Raw genomic sequence first — 17,138 nt, 5'->3', positions numbered from 1 at the left:
GGAGACTTTTGTATATTCAAAATACAAAGGGACAAACCGTGTTTTTGAATCCCTATATGGGAAATCTCGGTTAATTATTGTTAGGCCGAGACGAGACAAACTCGAGGTTGATCATGGAAACAGTAATGAGGGAGCGGGGAGTAGCCTTTCGGAACTGCAAGCGCGGGCTACTTATGTCCTGGACAAAAGAAGTGTCTTATATTCTCAAAACGGGAGATTTCATTATGTTTGGACTTATTCAAAATGCTGCCGGACTTTTTCACGTGATCCCTGCCGTCGATCTGATCCGGCTGAGAAACCTTGCCTGGGGGATCTGTTTCTGCCTGCTGTTCGCCTCAATATCTTCTTCCGCTGAAGAGTCTTCGCAGCCTGCAGATCCTCCTGATGAGAAAATGCACTGGTTCAGTTTAGGAATCGGTACCAGTTCAAGTCATGCGCCAGATGCTGGCTCTGGCGCTTTCAGGGTTGGCTATTCTCAACGTGTGTGGAGGGGCATTCTAACCGGCAGGTTCATTTGCGCATGGCAGGATGACAAAGAAGGAAATATCTCGGGCATTGGGACAAGTAAGATCAGGCCGCTGGAAAATACCCGGGACTATGGCGTGCTCTATGGCTGGTTCACTAAGAGTGCCAAATTCATGGTTTCTCTCTCAGGCGGATTGAGTGTGTTAGAAGGAGTCCGGCACGGGGAGCTGATTTCCCACGAGATGAGCTTTTTACACACGGAGACCATATACGAAAAAATTACCTACAACGCTATCGCTTTTCCAGTTGAAGCACAAGTGTACTGGACGCCACTTAGACAATGGGGATTCGGGCTGTGCTGGTTCGTGGATTTCAACAAGGAGAAAAGATTTTCCGGGGTATTGGTATCCGTTCTGCTTAGGTATTAGATAATGGGGAGCAGAAGAATGTAGAATTAGGTATCAGGCAATATTAAACCCGGATTTCCCAGATGAATCTGTACACAGGGGTTGAGATTAGTTAGTATATGGATTATGGAAAATCAAACAAATGCGAAGTTAAGGGTATGAAAGTACGTCTTTTTTCCAATACCGAGAGTGAAATTTTGTTTTTATCGTATTCCTGAATCGCGCCAAGGATTTCTTGTATTGTGATTTTCTTAAATTTATTAATGGGTGACGGCATTTGATGATTCACTTACTCGACTTAAGATAAAACTCGGGATTGACCATTTACTTTTTCTTTTTTCTTCGGTGCCAGAAAATATAGAAACTTATAAGGATAACGCAGAAGCCGATCAAACCGAAAGTAATTTCAGAAGAATACTGATGCCACAGGGCTTTTATCGATTCCTCGTTGATATTTTCCAATTGCTTGCCCGCTACATATCCAATCCAAACAAGTATGGCAACCCAGATACCGGCGCCGAGGCCGGTAAATAACAAAAACCTTCCGATATCCATGCGAGCCAATCCCGCCGGGAAAGAAATATATTGTCTGACCGCCGGAATCAGTCGTCCCGTAAAAGTAGAAATTTCTCCATGTTCCCTGAAAAAGGTTTCGACTTTAATAAAACGCTGAGGCGGTAAAAATATAAATTTCCCGTACCTGTTGATAAAAGGCCGTCCCAGCCAGACCGCCAGATAATAATTCAGAAGCGCTCCCAGCCAGCTTCCCAAAATACCCATAAAGATAGCAAGCCAGGGATCCATTTGTCCCTGGGCCGCCAGAACTCCGGCAGGGATCATAACGATTTCACTGGGAAATGGGAAAAAGGAACTTTCGAGGAGCATCAGAACCACGATACCGGTATATCCAAGGAGCAAAAATATCTCGAGCAGATTTTCTATCATTTTATTTCAATCGCCTGATAATCAAAATTAAAGTTTCCTCACCTGAACTCGCTTTATTCGCCCGCTGTCCATTTCAAGAATTTTAAATTGGATTTTATCGTATATTACTTCATCTCCCAATTGCGGCCGATGGTTCAGATTCTCAATAATAAAACCGCCGATCGTATCTGAAATCTCTTCCGGCATTTGGAGATCAAATGATTCGTTCAGTTCATCCGGTCGGAGAGAAGCCGCAACACAGGCCATTTTATCGGAATGGGCAACAAATTCCGGCTGGGCGGTATCATGCTCATCCTGTATTTCGCCGACGATTTCTTCAAGAATATCTTCGAGCGTAATCAGACCGGCGGTACCCCCGAATTCATCAAGCACGATCGCGATATGTATTTTCTTTTTTTGGAATTTCCGGAGTAGAACGGTTAGAGGCATTGAATCGGGCACGAATAGAGGTTTGCGGATGATATCTTTCAGGATAATCATTTCATCATGAACCATGAAAGATATCAAATCTTTAGTATAGATAATGCCCTCTATGCGATCCAAAGATTCCCGAAACACGGGGTAGCGGGAATATCCGTGAGTGGTCATAACCTTGACGATTTTTTCTCTGGGCCAATCCAGCCTGATGCTGATAAAATCGACGCGGGGCGTCATCGATTGCCGAACGGTGATATCCGAAAAATCAAAAACAGATTTAATGAGTTTCTGTTCGGTTTTATCGAAGACACCTTTTTCGATGCCCTCGGAAATCAGGATATTGATTTCTTCTTCGGTAATGCCGGTCCTCTCCTGAGTTTTTGAAAATCCGAAAATCCTCAGGATAAATCTCGCCGAACCGGTGAGAAAAGTAACGACGAAGAAACTCAGTTTTGAAAATATTGAAATCGGTCGGGTAACTAAGATGGCGATTTTTTCGGGAGCGGCCAGAGCGATATACTTGGGAATCAGTTCGCCGATGACAATGGACAAAAACGAAATTACAATAACGACAATCCCAATCGCAATCGGCCCGGCGGCGTTTTGAATGATCTCTATTGGGATTTTTTGAAGAGACGGAACAAGATACTGAACCAGTGTCGCGCCGCTGAAGACACCCGCCAGAGTAGCAACAAATGTTATACCGACCTGGATGGTGGCCAGAAATTTATCCGGGCGCGCTATAAAATCCCGAGTACGAGCGGCTCGGGTATCGCCTTTCCTAGCCCAGTTTTTCAGGAGACTTTTGCGCGAGGCTATAAGGGCAAACTCAGAAGCCGCGAAAAAACCGTTGGCCAAGATTAAAACCAATATGGCGCTAAGCTCTAAAATCGATCTGTCCATAGGCGGGCCGATAAATAGCCGCTTAGAATCTCCTTAATTTAGTGTTCCCATTGCCATCGCTTCCAACCGTTTGACTCTCTCAGCCACCGGCGGATGGGTTGAGAAAAGATTAGTGATTCCTTTGCCCGATAAGGGGCTGGCAATGAAAAGATGGGCTGTGGCCGGTTTTTTGTCAAGGTTCAATTGTACCGGAGCGCGATGTAATTTTTCGAGAGCCGAGGCAAGGGCGAGGGGATTTCCCGATATTTGACTGCCGACGCGATCGGCTTTATATTCACGCGAGCGCGAAATGGCCATTTGAATCAGCATGGCCACTATCGGGGCAACGATAGCGATAGCTAACAATTCAAAGATTCCCCCATTGCGATCACTGCTCCGGCCGTATCCGCCGAATATGGCTCCCCAGCGAGCGATTGAGGCGAGAATTGCAATTGCTCCTGCGATTGTGGCCACGATAGAGCCAATCAATATATCTCTATTCTTGACATGCGCCAGTTCATGACTAATAACACCGGCCAGTTCATCCCGCCCGAGAAGCTGCATCAGACCTTCAGTGACGGCAACGGCGGCATGATCTTTATTGCGGCCGGTGGCAAAAGCATTGGGCGCTCGGGTGGGAATGACATAAACTTTGGGCATCGGCAATTGGGCCATCTGGGCGGCGTTTCTGACAATGCTGATTAATTTGGAATCGGCATTCTCGTCGGTTGGACGAGCGCGATACATTCTCAAGACAATTTTGTCCGAGAACCAATACGAGAAAAAGTTCATCAGGACGGCCAGACCAAAAGCGATGACCATCCCCCGCTGGCCGCCGAGCATGAATCCGACGGCGACGAACAAGATCGTCAGGAGGAGCAACAAAAAAGTTACTTTTAGATTATTCATAATTACCCAGTTATCAATACGTTAATGGCATAAAATATTATTGAGTACATCTATCTATACACCCAAAAAACCGTTGCGGTTTCAAAAAGTTTCCATCTCGCCACTTAATAAATTCGCATTTCACAAATTAACATTTTACAGGAATATAATAATAAAAAAACCGGCTAAAACAAGTGTTTCAGCCGGTCATAAACGTAGCCATTTTGCTTATTTTCGATTACGCTTCCTTTTTGTTCTGCCCCATTCAAGAGGCTCTTCAGTATCCTCATCTTTGAGCGGAGCGATATCCTCCGAAGTTGAGTCGATCCGAGAATCCTCAGGTAAAGATTCCTCTACCGGTTCGGGCGGAGCATCAGAAATTTCTGATAACTTTACCGTAATTTTGTCTTCCGAAGTCGTTACATCATCAACAGACTCCTGACTATCAGATTCCATTGGCGATACTTCCGAAACAATCTTACCCGGAGTATCAGGCATTTCGGTTTCAATCGGTCTGTCAGCTTCGGGTAAAGACGGGTCATTATCCGACATTGAAATCATATCACCATTATCGCTTGATTCCTGTTGAACTTCATGAGAATCAGAATCGTTTGATGAATCAGATTTTTCAGCGGTGTCATTACCCAGGACAGCTCTATCCAATCGTTCGAATTCTTTCTTCGAACTTTCCGGTATCGATTCGGATTCAGTCTCAACGGAAGGGCTTGTTTCTTCAATTGTTGCATCAGAAGAAATTTCCATCGGTTTCGATTCTAAATCGAAATTGCCCAAATTATGGGCATCTTCAGTAGCCTTCTCTTCCTCTCCATGATCACCCGATAAATCGGGTACTTTTAGATCATCGAGAATGCTTGAAGGAAACTTCGGGACATCAAAAGTGTTGCCTGAATTCGAAATCGGTTCCGATTTTTTTAAAGCGGAATCATCATTTTCAAATTTGGAATCAGGCTTTTTCTTCACCGGAGATGATTTTTGTCGCCTGCCAAAGATTGGCTTGTCGTCGGCAGATTTCTCACGCGCTTCCCCATTTGATTTGGAAACCCGCGGTTTTGCTTTTGCAGTCGGTTCCACCTTCGGTTCAACCAGTGATTTAGACGAACCTGTTTTTCGGGACTTTTCAGATCCCCGAATTGGTTTTTTCTTAATCGGTTCATCGCCTGAAATTGATTTCCGAATGTCTTGCGGACCATATTCCTCACGACCACCTTTAAGAGGAGACGAATCAACTTTATGAATCCTCTTGATGGGTTTCTGCGCCACGCGACTTGATTTGCGCCCTCTTTTTTCGGCGGGTTTAGTGGCCGTTTTGTCGGGTACGCTGCTCCGTTTCGAAACCGTCGAGATCGGTTTACCCTTTACCTTACGCGTCGAATCTGGTTTCTGCCGTTTTCTGGGCGTATCTTTACGACGCGCGGTCGATTTCATCCAGGTTGATTTCTCGGGTTTTCGTCTTCGCCGATCAACGAGACCGATCTCGGCTGTAGTGGCGATTACGGCGGCGCCGATTGAATCGCCCCAGACGTTTACGGTAGTGCGACAGCGGTCAAGGAACCAGTCGATCGACAAAATCAACCCGATTCCTTCCAGAGGCAGGCCAACCGCCTGCAAAACAAGCACCATCGTAATCAAACCGGCCTGAGGAATTCCTGCCGCTCCAATCGAAGCGAGTACCGCCGTCAGGCAGATAGTAATTTGCCCGACAATCCCGAGGGAAATCCCATAAGCCTGCGCGATAAAGAGCGCGGCGACGGCTTCATAAAGAGCCGTTCCGTCCATATTAATGGTCGCGCCCAAAGGCAAAACGAACGACGATGCCCGTTTGTCAATGTCATTTTTTTCCGCGACGCAGTCCATCGTCACCGGCAGAGTCGCCGAAGAAGAAGCTGTCGCAAATGCGGTCATTAACGCCTGAGACATCCCGACAAAATACTCAATCGGTGATTTCCCGGCCATAAACTTAAGGGCCAGCGGGAGAATGAAAATGCCGTGGATCAATAGTCCGATAATCACGACAGCGCTGTATTTGCCCAAAGCGGATAAAATTGAGGTAAATTGACTGAGGCCTCCTTCAGCCGCCAATTGACCGGCAACAAGACCGAAAATTCCGATCGGAGCGAACCACATAATCAGATGCACGATTTTCATAAAGACATCGTTCACGGCATCGCAAAAGGAAATCACAGTTCTTCCTTTACTGCCGATTGTGGTCAACACGCCGCCGAAAATCAAGGCAAAGACGATTACTGGCAAAACTTTCGTCTCGGCCGCGGCCTTAAGGATGTTAGAGGGTATTTGATCCGTCAGCCATGTGAAAAAGGAATATGAATCCTGATGGCCGATTGTTTCCGGAGCGGCCGCTCCGGAAAAGGTAAATCCGCTGCCCGGTTGAATCAAATTGACCAGTATTAAGCCAATGACTACCGCGATAGTGCTGGTAGCCAAAAAATACCCGATTGTTTTGGCTCCGGTCCGGCCGAGCTTGCGGACATCTCCGAGGTTGGATATACCAACCACCATGGAAAAGAACAGAAGCGGAATGACAACCATCTTCAATGCCGCCAGGAACATATCGCCGAGGAATTTGACATGAAGTCCGGCATCCCCGAAGATACCTACAAAGGCAACACCCAAGATCATACTAAGCAAAATGGCGTAGATCAGGTAGTTTCCAGTACGATCAAACATAGTTTATCCGTTCCATCCAGTTAAGTTAAGCTGTTATATTACAAAAAAATAGCTTAGTTTGCAAGGTCTTTCTAAATATTTGGGAAACTTAGCCCAAAGATTAATTTATGTCATAAATCGATGATTTTATGCTAAATCAGCCGACAATCTTTCAAGGGTGCCGTTCTCTCCCAAAACAATTAAAATATCTCCATTTTCCATAGTTGTTTCACCCGAAGGATTAAATAAAATCTGACCTGTTCCTTTTCGTAATCCAACGACGATGGCGTCATATTTTGATTTTATGGCGGCCTCAATAATGCTTTTTCCTGTCAAAATACCGCCATCTCTAATCGTGATTTCTTCGATCCCCAATCGTTCGCCTCCCGGAACAACCGTGGCCAATTGCAGAAAATCGACGACATTGGGTCTTAAGGTCGCCATAGCCATCTGCACGCCGCCTAATTCATGAGGGCATATCACTTTGTCCGCTCCGGCTCGACGGAGTTTTTTCTTGGCCAACAGTGTTTCGGCGCGAGCGATTATCAGCAAATCCGAGTTTATTTGTCGGGCGGTCAGGGCCAGGTAAACATTATCGGCGTCATCGGGCAAGGTCGAAACAATTGCTCTGGCTTTGCCTATTCCGGCGTGTTCGAGGACCTCATCATCGGCGGCATTGCCTTCCAGAACGTAAAATCCCTGCTTGCGAGCATCTTCAACCATGTCGACGTCCTGCTCGATTACGACGAATTTTTCCTTGCGCCGCTCAAATTCACTGGCGATTTGTCGGCCGACTCGGCCAAGGCCGCACAGGATAATATGGTTTTCGAGTTTTTGGAGTTTTTTTTCCATTTTTCGTTTTCCCAGTATCAATTCCAATTGTCCCTGTAAAACAAATTGTACGGCAGCCGTTAATATAAAGGCCGCATTAAATGCTCCAAAGACAATTAGGAATATGGTAAAGACACGACCGGCTTCGGATAGATGACGAACCTCCATAAATCCAACCGTAGAAAGAGTAATTATCGTCATATATAAGGAGTCGAGAATTCCCCAGTCTTCCAAAAATGAATAACCCGTGGTTCCGATAAAGATTATCAATAATCCGAATCCAATTGCCAATCGGAATTTAGCTTCATAATTCATCGGAATACCTTACGTTTCCTCAACCGTAGTTCTGCTAATATATGCCATACCGATAGAGCCAGTCCAGAATAATTACACAATATTTTTGTGCTTTTCCGTTATTCTGACTTATTAACATTATCGGCGCACAAAATATGCGCTCAACCTGTTAAAGGCAACTATCTTATACCGAAATTTCACGATTTACCAAATAAGCCTATCCCATATATGGGACATCTCCAATATTTATTGTTTCAAATCAACAAATCTCCAGGCTTTTTTCGGTTTAAGTCTGATTATTATCTCCATTTTTTTTCGATTGATATCGGTAAACCAAAAGATGTTCAATCTATAATTTCCTGTAATCGATTATGCAATAGCATATTACCAGAGCATCGTTTACGGTTTCAACTCGAAACATTATATTTATTATTGCCCCTTTTGGTGAACCTGCCTATCCGGCACATTTCTTGTACATATTCACCCGGACAACTAAAAAAGGGTTGTTAAGATGAAAATAAAACTATTTAACGAAGATGGCTTTTCCCTCCTCGAAGTTTTGACATCAATGTTTATCATGGCTTTTTCCTTAATGCTTCTTTTGCATATGGCTATGGTCGCCGTTGACGGGAACAGCTGGGCATCAAGCACAACCACCTGCACTCAACTACTTCAGCAAAAACTTGAGGAATTACGGGCTGAAAATGAACCGGTTTCAGGAGAAGATACGGTAGATGGTATACTTCGAGAATGGGTTGTAAGCGACGCCGGATCTCACCTCCGAGAAGTATCCATCTCCGCCACCTGGGTCTCCCCCGATTCAACCGTCAGGTCTTACGCCATTAATTCTTTGATTAAGACCGACGCGCCTTAAGGAGGATGACATGATGAAAATATTAAAATCGAATAAGGGCGTGACTCTGGTTGAAATACTATTGGCGGTTCTTTTGACCGGGATAATATCGGCGGTGATGTTCAGGGTTTATATTAATCAACACCATGCCTGGAATATCCAGGATTCTGTTATCGAAATGCAGCAAAATGCCAGAGCCTCAATAGATGAGTTGACCCGTCAAATCAGAATGGCCGGATACGATCTGCCAAATGGCCTAAACGCTTTTGAGGCTTCAAACACTGATCCGGATACGATAATGCTTCACTACCGGACGTCATCCTGTGACGCTCCGATTGTAAATTCTATGCCCAATCCATCATCTGAATTGAGTTGCGACGGGTATGACGTTAGCTGTTTTGAGGAAGGACAGATTGCCTACATACATGATCCTAACACCGAAAGCGGGGAATTCTTTACAATTACAGAAGTTCAAACCGGATCATCGCATATCCAGCATAATACATCCGTGTTGTCCAAAGCCTATCCGTCCGGTTCGAATTTGTATACCATAGAAAAAGTAAAGTATTATATCGATTATAGCGATACCCTTCACCCTCGGTTAATGGTTCAGTTCGGAAACGCCCTACCGCAAATTTATGCCGAAGACATAGCCGATTTGCAATTCACCTATACACTTAGAAACGGTATCACCATGGATAGCCCGACTTTAGTTAATGATGTCCGGCGAATCAGTATCGCCGTGACCGCCCGTACCGAAAGATCCGATATTGAATTTGAGGAAGAGCCGTATCGATTCGAAACTTATCAATCGCAGGTTTACCTTAGAAACCTGGGAACTTAATCTCGTTGCCAAGGAGCGGACTAATGTTTCGCGTCATAAAAAATGAAAAAGGAATGGCATTATTTATTGCCCTGATGTTGACCCTGATGCTTACCATTATTGGCATTGGAATTATAAAGACCTCCAATGACGAAATTTCAATTGCCGGTAACGAAATGAATGAGATGGTCGCCTTTTATACGGCTGAAGCGGGGCTGGAAAAAGCCGCGGCCGCATTGCAAACATATTATGAAGAACATGGCGCTCCGCCGGAAACAATGCCATCCGGCAGTGAAGGTCTCCCCTCGGCGAATGTAGCGTATGTGACTACCGACAACGGCGCCTTTGAAAATAAAAAGCTGGCTCAGGGAGATTTTGCAGGTCTGCACGCTAGCGTTAAAACTTACACGATTGAATCAATCGGGACATCGTTGGTCGATGGGAGCCAGGTTAGACTTTATCAGGAGTTTGAATGCGCCCTGGTGCCGATTTTTCAATTCGCGGTTTTTTACGAAAATGATCTTGAAATCGCCCCCGGACCAACAATGGTGATTAACGGACGAATTCATTCAAATAAAAACATCTATCTTCAATCCGGAAACAGCTTGGACATTAACTCTTATTTGACATCATACGGTAGTATTTATCATGGCCGCAAACCAGGCTCCGGCGCCGGCGAGGCCAATGGCGAAGTAAATATACTGGGTATGGATGGGAATTATTATTCCATGCGCGACGGAAGCGACTGGCTGGATGCCAATGACGATCACTGGTTTGACACCGCTTCGACCCGCTGGGGAGGGCGGGTAAAAGACTCCGATTTTGGACAGGAAAAATTGAGACTGCCCTTCGATAATCCGGACGAAGACGCGCATAAGATTATCAATAGAGCCTCTTTTGACGGAGGGAACAACGAATCTTTCGAGCATAACGCAGCTTTCAAAATCATTGACGGGCAAGCCTTATATGACGTTGGTGGAGGATCCTGGGTTAATGTTACGGCAAATCTTCTTGCCGACGGTTCGTTGAAGGAATCAACTTTCCATGATAAACGGGAAAATAAAGACGCTGTCGTTTACGATATAGATATGAACATATTCAAAAATTCCGCTTATTTCCCGTCGAATGGAAACATTTATACGGCCGATAACAGGACCGGATTGAGAGGCACTCGTATTTACAATGCTGAAGATATCGGTGCGTCGCTGACAATTGCTTCTGAAAATCCGGTTTATACCATGGGCGATATCAATTCTAATAATAAAAAACCGATGGCAATTATTGCCGATGCCCTGACGATTCTATCCGGCAATTGGCTAGATGATCCCCTGGTTTCCGGTTCGGATGATAAAAATAACAGAACGGCCCTATCGACCACGGCGAATTTTTCGTTCATAACCGGCAATAAAAATTCCGGTGAAGACGGAGCGGGATATAACGGAGGGTTGGAAAACCTTCCTCGTTTTCTGGAAAATTGGTCGGACAGAACTTTGACTTATCGCGGATCAATGATATGTCTCTGGGTTTCTCAGGAAGCAATTGGAAACTGGGACGGAACATACTATACTCCGCCCAACCGTGATTGGGCCTTTGATACCGATCTGACTGACCCCGGCAACCTTCCGCCGGGAACTCCATCTTTGCGGGTTTTCCAGCGCGTCGGCTGGCGGCAGGATCATGTCGATCCGATAATATATCATACTCTGGAGGAAATAACCGATCCGGCGCCTACAATTTAGGAAAAAACATACGACACCTACGCAGTTACCATCGGCCGGGAGATTTTTTGGGAAAGAAATCTCCCGGTTTTATTTTGGGCGATAGAAAAGCCCGGTCGCTTTTGATCGGGCTGGCAATATGAACTATTGCGTTGGGGCCTTACCTGATTTTTTCAGTCCCTTAAAAAACGTTTCGGCCGGACAAAATCCGGTAAAAGCCGACTGAAACAGGTTTAATCCTACAAATCCGGTTAAAATGAACCAGTAGGGTGAAACCAAAAGTCCCAGAACGACCGAAATCATAACGAGTGTACCGGCCATAATCCTGACCATTCCTTCTACTGACATTTTATCATCTCCTAAAATCCGTAGTTAAATTTCAAATAAGCATTGTCGTTCAAATCAAACTGTCCAAAAGGGGTGTGGTGATGCTTACCGTCAAAAATATTTCCCCCAATCATTATACTCAGTTCATCCGAATATTTATATTCTGTCGAAAACCTGACATAGGCGTCTTCATCGCTGGGTGAATAAAAACCGAATAACGAAATTAATACGGTCTGCGAATACAATTGTTTGCTCCAGCGGGAAGTTACCAGCGTCCGGTTTTTCTCAGCTTTGACCGGTTGAGGCATACTCATCATGGCCGCCTGAATTGACGCCAAATTATGCGACTTTTCATAATCGTCATACTCTCCCATTTGCTCAAATTGAAATTGCAGATTAGCCGTTAAATCTGTGGCAACCTGCCTTTCAAACCCGGCCATTGCCTTCAGCGATGAATTTATGATAAAAAAATTATTGCCCTTCGAATCCTGACGAGAGTCATAATAACCGCCTTCCAGCCAATAGACTCCGCCACCGGCCTGGCCCCGCAATGAGGCGCCGTAAACATTTAGTCGAGGGAAGAATATTTCACCGGCCATTGGGTCAAATCCCATGGGGTCTTTATAAAATCCCCGATACCCATATCCAGAGAAATTAACTCCACCTATCATTTTCGAATAGCGAACGGCGATCTCGACATTGTCAAAACTATTTTCAGGTTCGATCGGTAATATATATCCTTCAGGGCCAACGATGGCGTCGCTTTGCGGATTATAAAAACTTATTCGTTCGCCGGTGGGGAGGATGTTCGGCTCAAAATCCGGGATGGCGACGAGTGCCAATGAGCCAAGATTGCCGTACCATTCGGCTCGGAGAGCCGTCTGGGGAGCTTTTAGATATTGGTCCTGCCGCCCGATAAAAAACGATTGATAATCTTTGCCGAAAACATCATTTATGAAAATCAAATCACCCGTTCCCCAGGTCAACACCTGCCGTCCGACTTTGAAATCAATCCCTATCGACATGGTAAATTTGGCATACGCTTCCCGGACGTCAAAGTAATATTGTTCGGAATTAAAACCATCCTGAACAAAATCAAGGCGCGCGAAGGCTTCACTGTTATCTCCAAAGGATTCGAGACGTAACTGGAGTCGGGCTTCCGCGGCCATGTAATCATTTCCGGTTGGATTGTTATCGTTGAATCCTCCCGTCCAGAGCCCCTCGACAAACCCACCCCAGTATAAATCCTGGCCAAACGAGAAACCGGATACAATCGATAAAAACATGATAGTAAGTAAAATCTTTTTCATATCTGCTGCGCTCCAATCCGGACTAATTCAAAAATTTCCGCGGGGGTGATTTTAAGAAACGTTCGGTGAATATATCGTCGGTAATCCCAATATTATAGTCGATGCCGTCAAAATAAATCACGGTCTTTTGGTTCTTTTTGACGTTTTCCATTGTCCGCTGAGTAATGGTTACGATATCTTTAATGATCTCGATTTTGTCGGCTGTAAAAACCCTGAGTAATTTGCCTTTATCGTCATAATATTCTTCACGAAGGGGCAAATAGGTTTCCTTGTCAATCCAGCTTTTCTTTTCACCAAAGCTGTCTTTTTCCTTTTTGGACCTGGAACTAATCAGATAAACCGGCTTGTCGTTTATGGTTTCCAATTCGGAAACGAGAGTATGATCGTCCTCGGTCCATAATCTGCCCGATACATCTTCATAAGAAAAATCGGAACCGACAAATGATGAGTTTTTGTCGTCGGCCGAAATACGTTTGACCAGATCAATGGCGGGGACATATAACCAGCGGTCATCATTACTTTCGGTATTTTTCCAGACCATAAAGGTCATGCGGGATACGTCGGACGGCTTATTAAAATAAGTATAGTATTTCTGTTTCCCGCCTTCTTCCAGATCAAGGCGAATCATTGTAAATTCCCGGAGCCTCTCTCTGCCTTTCTTGTTGATAATTTTCATGGTAACTTTGGTGACGCCGTCATCACCGGCGTAATAATAGGCCAGATGAGATTTTTTCATTATATCCATGGCATCCTCGGCGCGAACCATCCCCGCCGAAATCGATACCAGAATTATAATCGTTAATATCGAAGCATACTTTTTCATTTTGGACCTCCTAAGCGGCCTTAACCGCGGAATTTTCTTCCCTGCTTACATTGGGAAATAATTTATTTTTCAACATGGTAACAATTGCCGGCAGCAATAGTAATGTCACAGCTCCCGATACCGTCATAATTGCGAAGAAAAAGGTTCCAACTGTTATATAAGGAACCAGGCTGGAGAAGAACATCGGAACAAATCCAATAGCGATAACCAGAACATTGCGACTAATGGCCCGTCCCGGACCTTCAAAAATCTGTTTGTAAGTCTCCCTGAAATTGCCGGTTCTTTTATGTATTGTCCTCGACCTCTGGATAAAATGTATGGCGAAATCAATTGATAGTCCCAAAGTCAAAGAGGAAAGAACGGCAATGGGCATGTCGTAAGGTTTTCCCAGGTAGCCGATGCTGGCGTAAATGGCCATAATCGTAATCGACAGCGGCAGCATTGAAATAAATCCCCAGATGGGCGAGCGGAACAAAAACGCCATCATCAGGAAAACAATCCCGAATGAAATCAGAAGCGACAGGCGCATGCCGCTGACCATTTTATCCTGCCAGATAATATTGACATATGGTAGTCCGGCCCAGTTGATTTCAGCCTCCACCGGAGCCGGATTTTCATTGATATATTGTTCAACGTCTTCAATGACCGAAGCGACCGACTGATTATCGCCATCGGTAAGCTGAACCCAGACATTGGCCTTGGAATAATCGTCGGTAACGAGTTTGAACAGGTCATCGGGGTCCCCACCTGACATTTCGTATATAAACAGGTCCTGTCCAATCTCAACCGCGTTATCGGGGAGTGCATACCTGGAACTGTCGGTCCCGCCGTATAATTCAAATCGGATTTTCTTGACGATATCGGTGATTCCTGCGGTGGCGCCGACAATTTCGTTCTGCTCGACATGGCGTTGAAGATTTTCAATATAAGTCATCAGTTCCGGATTTTTTATAGCATCCTCTTCGCCGCCGTCAATGACGAGGAAGTTCATGTATGTTCCCGCCAGATGCTTATTCAATTCCGTATCGGCGACGCGCAGGGGATGAGATTTTTTGAACCATTTTACCGGATTATCATTCACATCAATCATCGACAATCCAATCGCGGCCACGATAATCACCAGCGACGTGCCCAGTAAAATCGGGCGGTACCGCCTTGACGCAAACCGACCGGTTCGGCTGACCACAGTCGCCAGAATCGTTTTCCTGTCATCGGAAGCGCCGAAATTCCTCAGGGCCTTATCGGGCAAAAGCATCGCAAATGCGGGATTGAGCGTTATCGACATCAGCCAGGACACCGCTACCCCAAAGGCGACAAAGGTTCCAAATACCTGCACGGGAGGAATATTGTTGGTTAGAAGCGACAGGAAACCCACGACAGTCGTAGCCGACGTGAATAACATCGGCATGAACAGCTCGTTAATTGTATGGCGGATAGTCGTCTCTTTATGTTTGTATTTTTTATAGCGGTCATGGAATTCCGATATAATGTGAATTGAATTTAGAACCGCGATCGGGAATAAAAATATCGGTATCATTGAACTCATAATATGAACCGCATTTCCGGTCCAAACCAGAGCTCCCATCGTCCATATAATCGAAGTAACGGCAACAATCATGGGCGGCAAAATCACTCGGAAATTGCGGAAAAATATATACATCAGGATGAAAATTATAAGCCCGGCCATCGGGGCCGAATATATCATCTGGGCAAACATTTCATTGCCAAAACTATCCTGCGCCACCGGTAATCCTGCAATAAAATATTCTCCACCGTCGCCGTATTTGTCGGCAATTTCCTGAATTTCCCCGGCAATGCGATAAGACATATCTTTGGCTTCAATCGGAATAAAGAGCGCCATCGCTTTGCCGTTATCAGATGCGAGTTTACCTCTCAAAATCGGGTTGGATTTAATTCTTTCTAAGATATATTGAGCTTGCTCGTCATCTTCTGGAGCCTCAGACATCAACGGCCCAATAACAATTGAGTTATCTCCACCCTGGCGAATATCGTCAACCATTGAGGGAGCCATAATGTCTTCGGGAATAACGCCTTCAATCTCGGCGATTTCCTCCGACATTTGATAAATTCTCCCCAGTTGATCGGCGGTAAAGGCACCATCTTCACGAACAACTCCCAGGGCTATAAAATCGTGCATCCCAAACTCTTCTTTAACCTTGCTGTGGAATATCCGCACCGGCTCGTCGTCGGGAAGCATATTTTCGGGGTCGGTATCTATTTTAACGCCGGTCAGTTGATAGGCAAAAAGAGCCGTGATTACCACTATTATTCCAATGACTATAAGAGGATGTCCGGTCGAAAATCGTATTATTCCTTCTTTCACGTCAACTTCCTTTCTTTTTTGTCAATTGCCGATTTGGATAGATTTTTGAGAAAAACGATTCAAAAATTTTCAGTTTTTACGGATAATTTTTAAATGAGCTTAATTAATATTGGTGAGAACTGTTAGATTAGAACAATTCGAATTTGTCCAGTTTCTGGACAGGCGCATGTAATAATAACCCAAAATTGACTTTAGTTGCTGGAAAGAATCAATTTTAGGGAGTGTTCAGAAAACTGACAAATTGCTTACTATATAAATAATATTAAGTTTTTCCGAAGTTCTTTTTCCATCGCTTTGCCATCTTTTGCTGGAATTTTTCCTGGAATTGGGCAGGCAAATCCTCGCACACGCCGTTACGACACAGACGTACGGTCATTTTCATTGAGTCAAAAACCAGGCGGCAGTTTTTACACCCTTTCAAATGAGCTTCCAGCTCCGAGCAGAGTTCTTTGTCCAGCTCGCCGTCGATATAATCGGAAAGCATTTCGGCTAATTCGCGGCAATCACCCATGTTTTAATTCCTCCATAAAATAGTCGTTTAAGTATTGCCGCATGGCCAGCCGCGCGCGCAAAACGCGGGATTTGGCAGCCGCCAGAGAAAGATTGAGGGTATCCGCCACCTCCTGAAGACTCAGCTCCTGAGTATATCTCAAAAGAAAAGGAATCCTGTACTTGAGGGGTAATTCACGCAATCCATTTTCAATTTTCTCTTTTATTTCGAGATCGGTCATTTTCGATAAGGGATCGTTCCAGTCAAAAAGTTCCGGAATATCTTCGTTATGGTGACTTTTTTGGGCGGGGAGATACTCTTCAATGGACAAAAGATCGGCCTTACTTTCTTTCCCATATTTGGCGCGGACCACATTAACGGCAATGGCATAAAGCCAGGTACCGAAGACCGATTCACCGCGAAATCTCTTTATGTTATCTATTGCCTTCAAAAAGGTCTCCTGAAAAATATCCTCGGCATCTTCCCGGTTTTTTGACAATTTCAAAGCAAGCCCGTAAATTTTTGACTGATATTCTTTTATCAGCGCATTAAAAGCTCCGAAATCCCCGAATTGGGCCAGTCTGATTAATTCTTGTTCATCTCTTTGGATTGCGTTCTTATGATTTTGATTCATAA

General features: G+C 44.8%; 15 protein-coding genes. 4 read left to right on the top strand and 11 right to left on the bottom strand.

All coding sequences use genetic code 11. The features are described 5' to 3' along the window. The first annotated feature begins 173 nt into the window (after positions 1–173). Positions 174–893, top strand: coding sequence for a hypothetical protein (locus V3V99_06425; GenBank protein MEE9442287.1), 720 nt, complete (start codon positions 174–176; stop codon positions 891–893). Between the two features lie 303 nt (positions 894–1,196). Here the strand turns inward: V3V99_06425 and V3V99_06420 are convergent, their stop codons facing one another. The 5 genes from V3V99_06420 to V3V99_06400 form a co-directional block, all read right to left on the bottom strand. Then, positions 1,197–1,817: a DedA family protein gene (locus tag V3V99_06420; protein ID MEE9442286.1), complete on the bottom strand. Its 621-nt coding sequence runs from the start codon at positions 1,815–1,817 to the stop codon at positions 1,197–1,199. Between the two features lie 27 nt (positions 1,818–1,844). Further along, the gene (locus V3V99_06415; protein MEE9442285.1) at positions 1,845–3,137 is read right to left on the bottom strand and encodes a hemolysin family protein; all 1,293 of its coding nucleotides are present in this window, start codon (positions 3,135–3,137) and stop codon (positions 1,845–1,847) included. 33 nt (positions 3,138–3,170) lie between these two features. Next, positions 3,171–4,025, bottom strand: a complete 855-nt coding sequence (gene htpX / locus V3V99_06410) for a zinc metalloprotease HtpX (GenBank protein ID MEE9442284.1) — start codon at positions 4,023–4,025, stop codon at positions 3,171–3,173. Between the two features lie 207 nt (positions 4,026–4,232). Beyond that, on the bottom strand, positions 4,233–6,710 hold the full coding sequence (locus V3V99_06405) for a cation:dicarboxylase symporter family transporter (protein MEE9442283.1): 2,478 nt from the start codon (positions 6,708–6,710) through the stop codon (positions 4,233–4,235). 126 nt (positions 6,711–6,836) lie between these two features. After that, on the bottom strand, positions 6,837–7,835 hold the full coding sequence (locus V3V99_06400) for a potassium channel protein (GenBank protein MEE9442282.1): 999 nt from the start codon (positions 7,833–7,835) through the stop codon (positions 6,837–6,839). Between the two features lie 490 nt (positions 7,836–8,325). Here V3V99_06400 and V3V99_06395 point away from each other — a divergent pair, with 490 nt between their 5' ends. From V3V99_06395 to V3V99_06385, 3 genes are read left to right on the top strand one after another with little or no spacing between them, the layout of a single operon-like run. Continuing rightward, on the top strand, positions 8,326–8,688 hold the full coding sequence (locus V3V99_06395) for a prepilin-type N-terminal cleavage/methylation domain-containing protein (GenBank protein ID MEE9442281.1): 363 nt from the start codon (positions 8,326–8,328) through the stop codon (positions 8,686–8,688). Positions 8,689–8,698: 10 nt separating this feature from the next. Further along, entirely contained in the window at positions 8,699–9,511 is an 813-nt protein-coding gene (locus tag V3V99_06390) for a hypothetical protein (GenBank protein MEE9442280.1), read from the top strand. A gap of 23 nt (positions 9,512–9,534) precedes the next feature. After that, the gene (locus V3V99_06385) at positions 9,535–11,229 is read left to right on the top strand and encodes a PilX N-terminal domain-containing pilus assembly protein (GenBank protein ID MEE9442279.1); all 1,695 of its coding nucleotides are present in this window, start codon (positions 9,535–9,537) and stop codon (positions 11,227–11,229) included. A gap of 123 nt (positions 11,230–11,352) precedes the next feature. Here V3V99_06385 and V3V99_06380 read toward each other — a convergent pair whose 3' ends face one another. From V3V99_06380 to V3V99_06355, 6 genes are all read right to left on the bottom strand, one after another. Then, complete coding sequence (locus V3V99_06380) at positions 11,353–11,556, bottom strand: DUF2892 domain-containing protein (GenBank protein MEE9442278.1); 204 nt, start codon at positions 11,554–11,556, stop codon at positions 11,353–11,355. A gap of 11 nt (positions 11,557–11,567) precedes the next feature. Further along, positions 11,568–12,845 (bottom strand): hypothetical protein, encoded by a 1,278-nt coding sequence (locus tag V3V99_06375; protein MEE9442277.1) that lies wholly within the window; start codon positions 12,843–12,845, stop codon positions 11,568–11,570. A gap of 22 nt (positions 12,846–12,867) precedes the next feature. Continuing rightward, entirely contained in the window at positions 12,868–13,668 is an 801-nt protein-coding gene (locus tag V3V99_06370) for an outer membrane lipoprotein-sorting protein (protein MEE9442276.1), read from the bottom strand. 10 nt (positions 13,669–13,678) lie between these two features. Next, positions 13,679–16,012 (bottom strand): MMPL family transporter, encoded by a 2,334-nt coding sequence (locus tag V3V99_06365; GenBank protein ID MEE9442275.1) that lies wholly within the window; start codon positions 16,010–16,012, stop codon positions 13,679–13,681. A gap of 262 nt (positions 16,013–16,274) precedes the next feature. After that, the gene (locus V3V99_06360) at positions 16,275–16,523 is read right to left on the bottom strand and encodes a zf-HC2 domain-containing protein (protein ID MEE9442274.1); all 249 of its coding nucleotides are present in this window, start codon (positions 16,521–16,523) and stop codon (positions 16,275–16,277) included. Continuing rightward, the gene (locus V3V99_06355; GenBank protein MEE9442273.1) at positions 16,516–17,136 is read right to left on the bottom strand and encodes a sigma-70 family RNA polymerase sigma factor; all 621 of its coding nucleotides are present in this window, start codon (positions 17,134–17,136) and stop codon (positions 16,516–16,518) included. Before V3V99_06355 ends, V3V99_06360 begins: the two co-directional genes overlap by 8 nt. Positions 17,137–17,138 lie beyond the last annotated feature (2 nt).

This window comes from Candidatus Zixiibacteriota bacterium, from assembly GCA_036480375.1.
Taxonomy (GTDB): domain Bacteria; phylum Zixibacteria; class MSB-5A5; order GN15; family JAAZOE01; genus JAZGGI01.
The sequence above is the reverse complement of the archived record's forward strand: the minus strand, read 5'-3'. Positions and strand labels throughout refer to the sequence as shown.

What these genes read in the sequence shown, in the direction of transcription:
- V3V99_06425 (MEE9442287.1), top strand. Translation starts at nt 174, where the DNA reads ATGTCCTGGACAAAAGAAGTGTCTTATATTCTCAAAACGGGAGATTTC.
- V3V99_06420 (MEE9442286.1), bottom strand. Translation starts at nt 1,817, where the DNA reads ATGATAGAAAATCTGCTCGAGATATTTTTGCTCCTTGGATATACCGGT.
- V3V99_06415 (MEE9442285.1), bottom strand. Translation starts at nt 3,137, where the DNA reads ATGGACAGATCGATTTTAGAGCTTAGCGCCATATTGGTTTTAATCTTG.
- htpX (MEE9442284.1), bottom strand. Translation starts at nt 4,025, where the DNA reads ATGAATAATCTAAAAGTAACTTTTTTGTTGCTCCTCCTGACGATCTTG.
- V3V99_06405 (MEE9442283.1), bottom strand. Translation starts at nt 6,710, where the DNA reads ATGTTTGATCGTACTGGAAACTACCTGATCTACGCCATTTTGCTTAGT.
- V3V99_06400 (MEE9442282.1), bottom strand. Translation starts at nt 7,835, where the DNA reads ATGAATTATGAAGCTAAATTCCGATTGGCAATTGGATTCGGATTATTG.
- V3V99_06395 (MEE9442281.1), top strand. Translation starts at nt 8,326, where the DNA reads ATGAAAATAAAACTATTTAACGAAGATGGCTTTTCCCTCCTCGAAGTT.
- V3V99_06390 (MEE9442280.1), top strand. Translation starts at nt 8,699, where the DNA reads ATGATGAAAATATTAAAATCGAATAAGGGCGTGACTCTGGTTGAAATA.
- V3V99_06385 (MEE9442279.1), top strand. Translation starts at nt 9,535, where the DNA reads ATGTTTCGCGTCATAAAAAATGAAAAAGGAATGGCATTATTTATTGCC.
- V3V99_06380 (MEE9442278.1), bottom strand. Translation starts at nt 11,556, where the DNA reads ATGTCAGTAGAAGGAATGGTCAGGATTATGGCCGGTACACTCGTTATG.
- V3V99_06375 (MEE9442277.1), bottom strand. Translation starts at nt 12,845, where the DNA reads ATGAAAAAGATTTTACTTACTATCATGTTTTTATCGATTGTATCCGGT.
- V3V99_06370 (MEE9442276.1), bottom strand. Translation starts at nt 13,668, where the DNA reads ATGAAAAAGTATGCTTCGATATTAACGATTATAATTCTGGTATCGATT.
- V3V99_06360 (MEE9442274.1), bottom strand. Translation starts at nt 16,523, where the DNA reads ATGGGTGATTGCCGCGAATTAGCCGAAATGCTTTCCGATTATATCGAC.
- V3V99_06355 (MEE9442273.1), bottom strand. Translation starts at nt 17,136, where the DNA reads ATGAATCAAAATCATAAGAACGCAATCCAAAGAGATGAACAAGAATTA.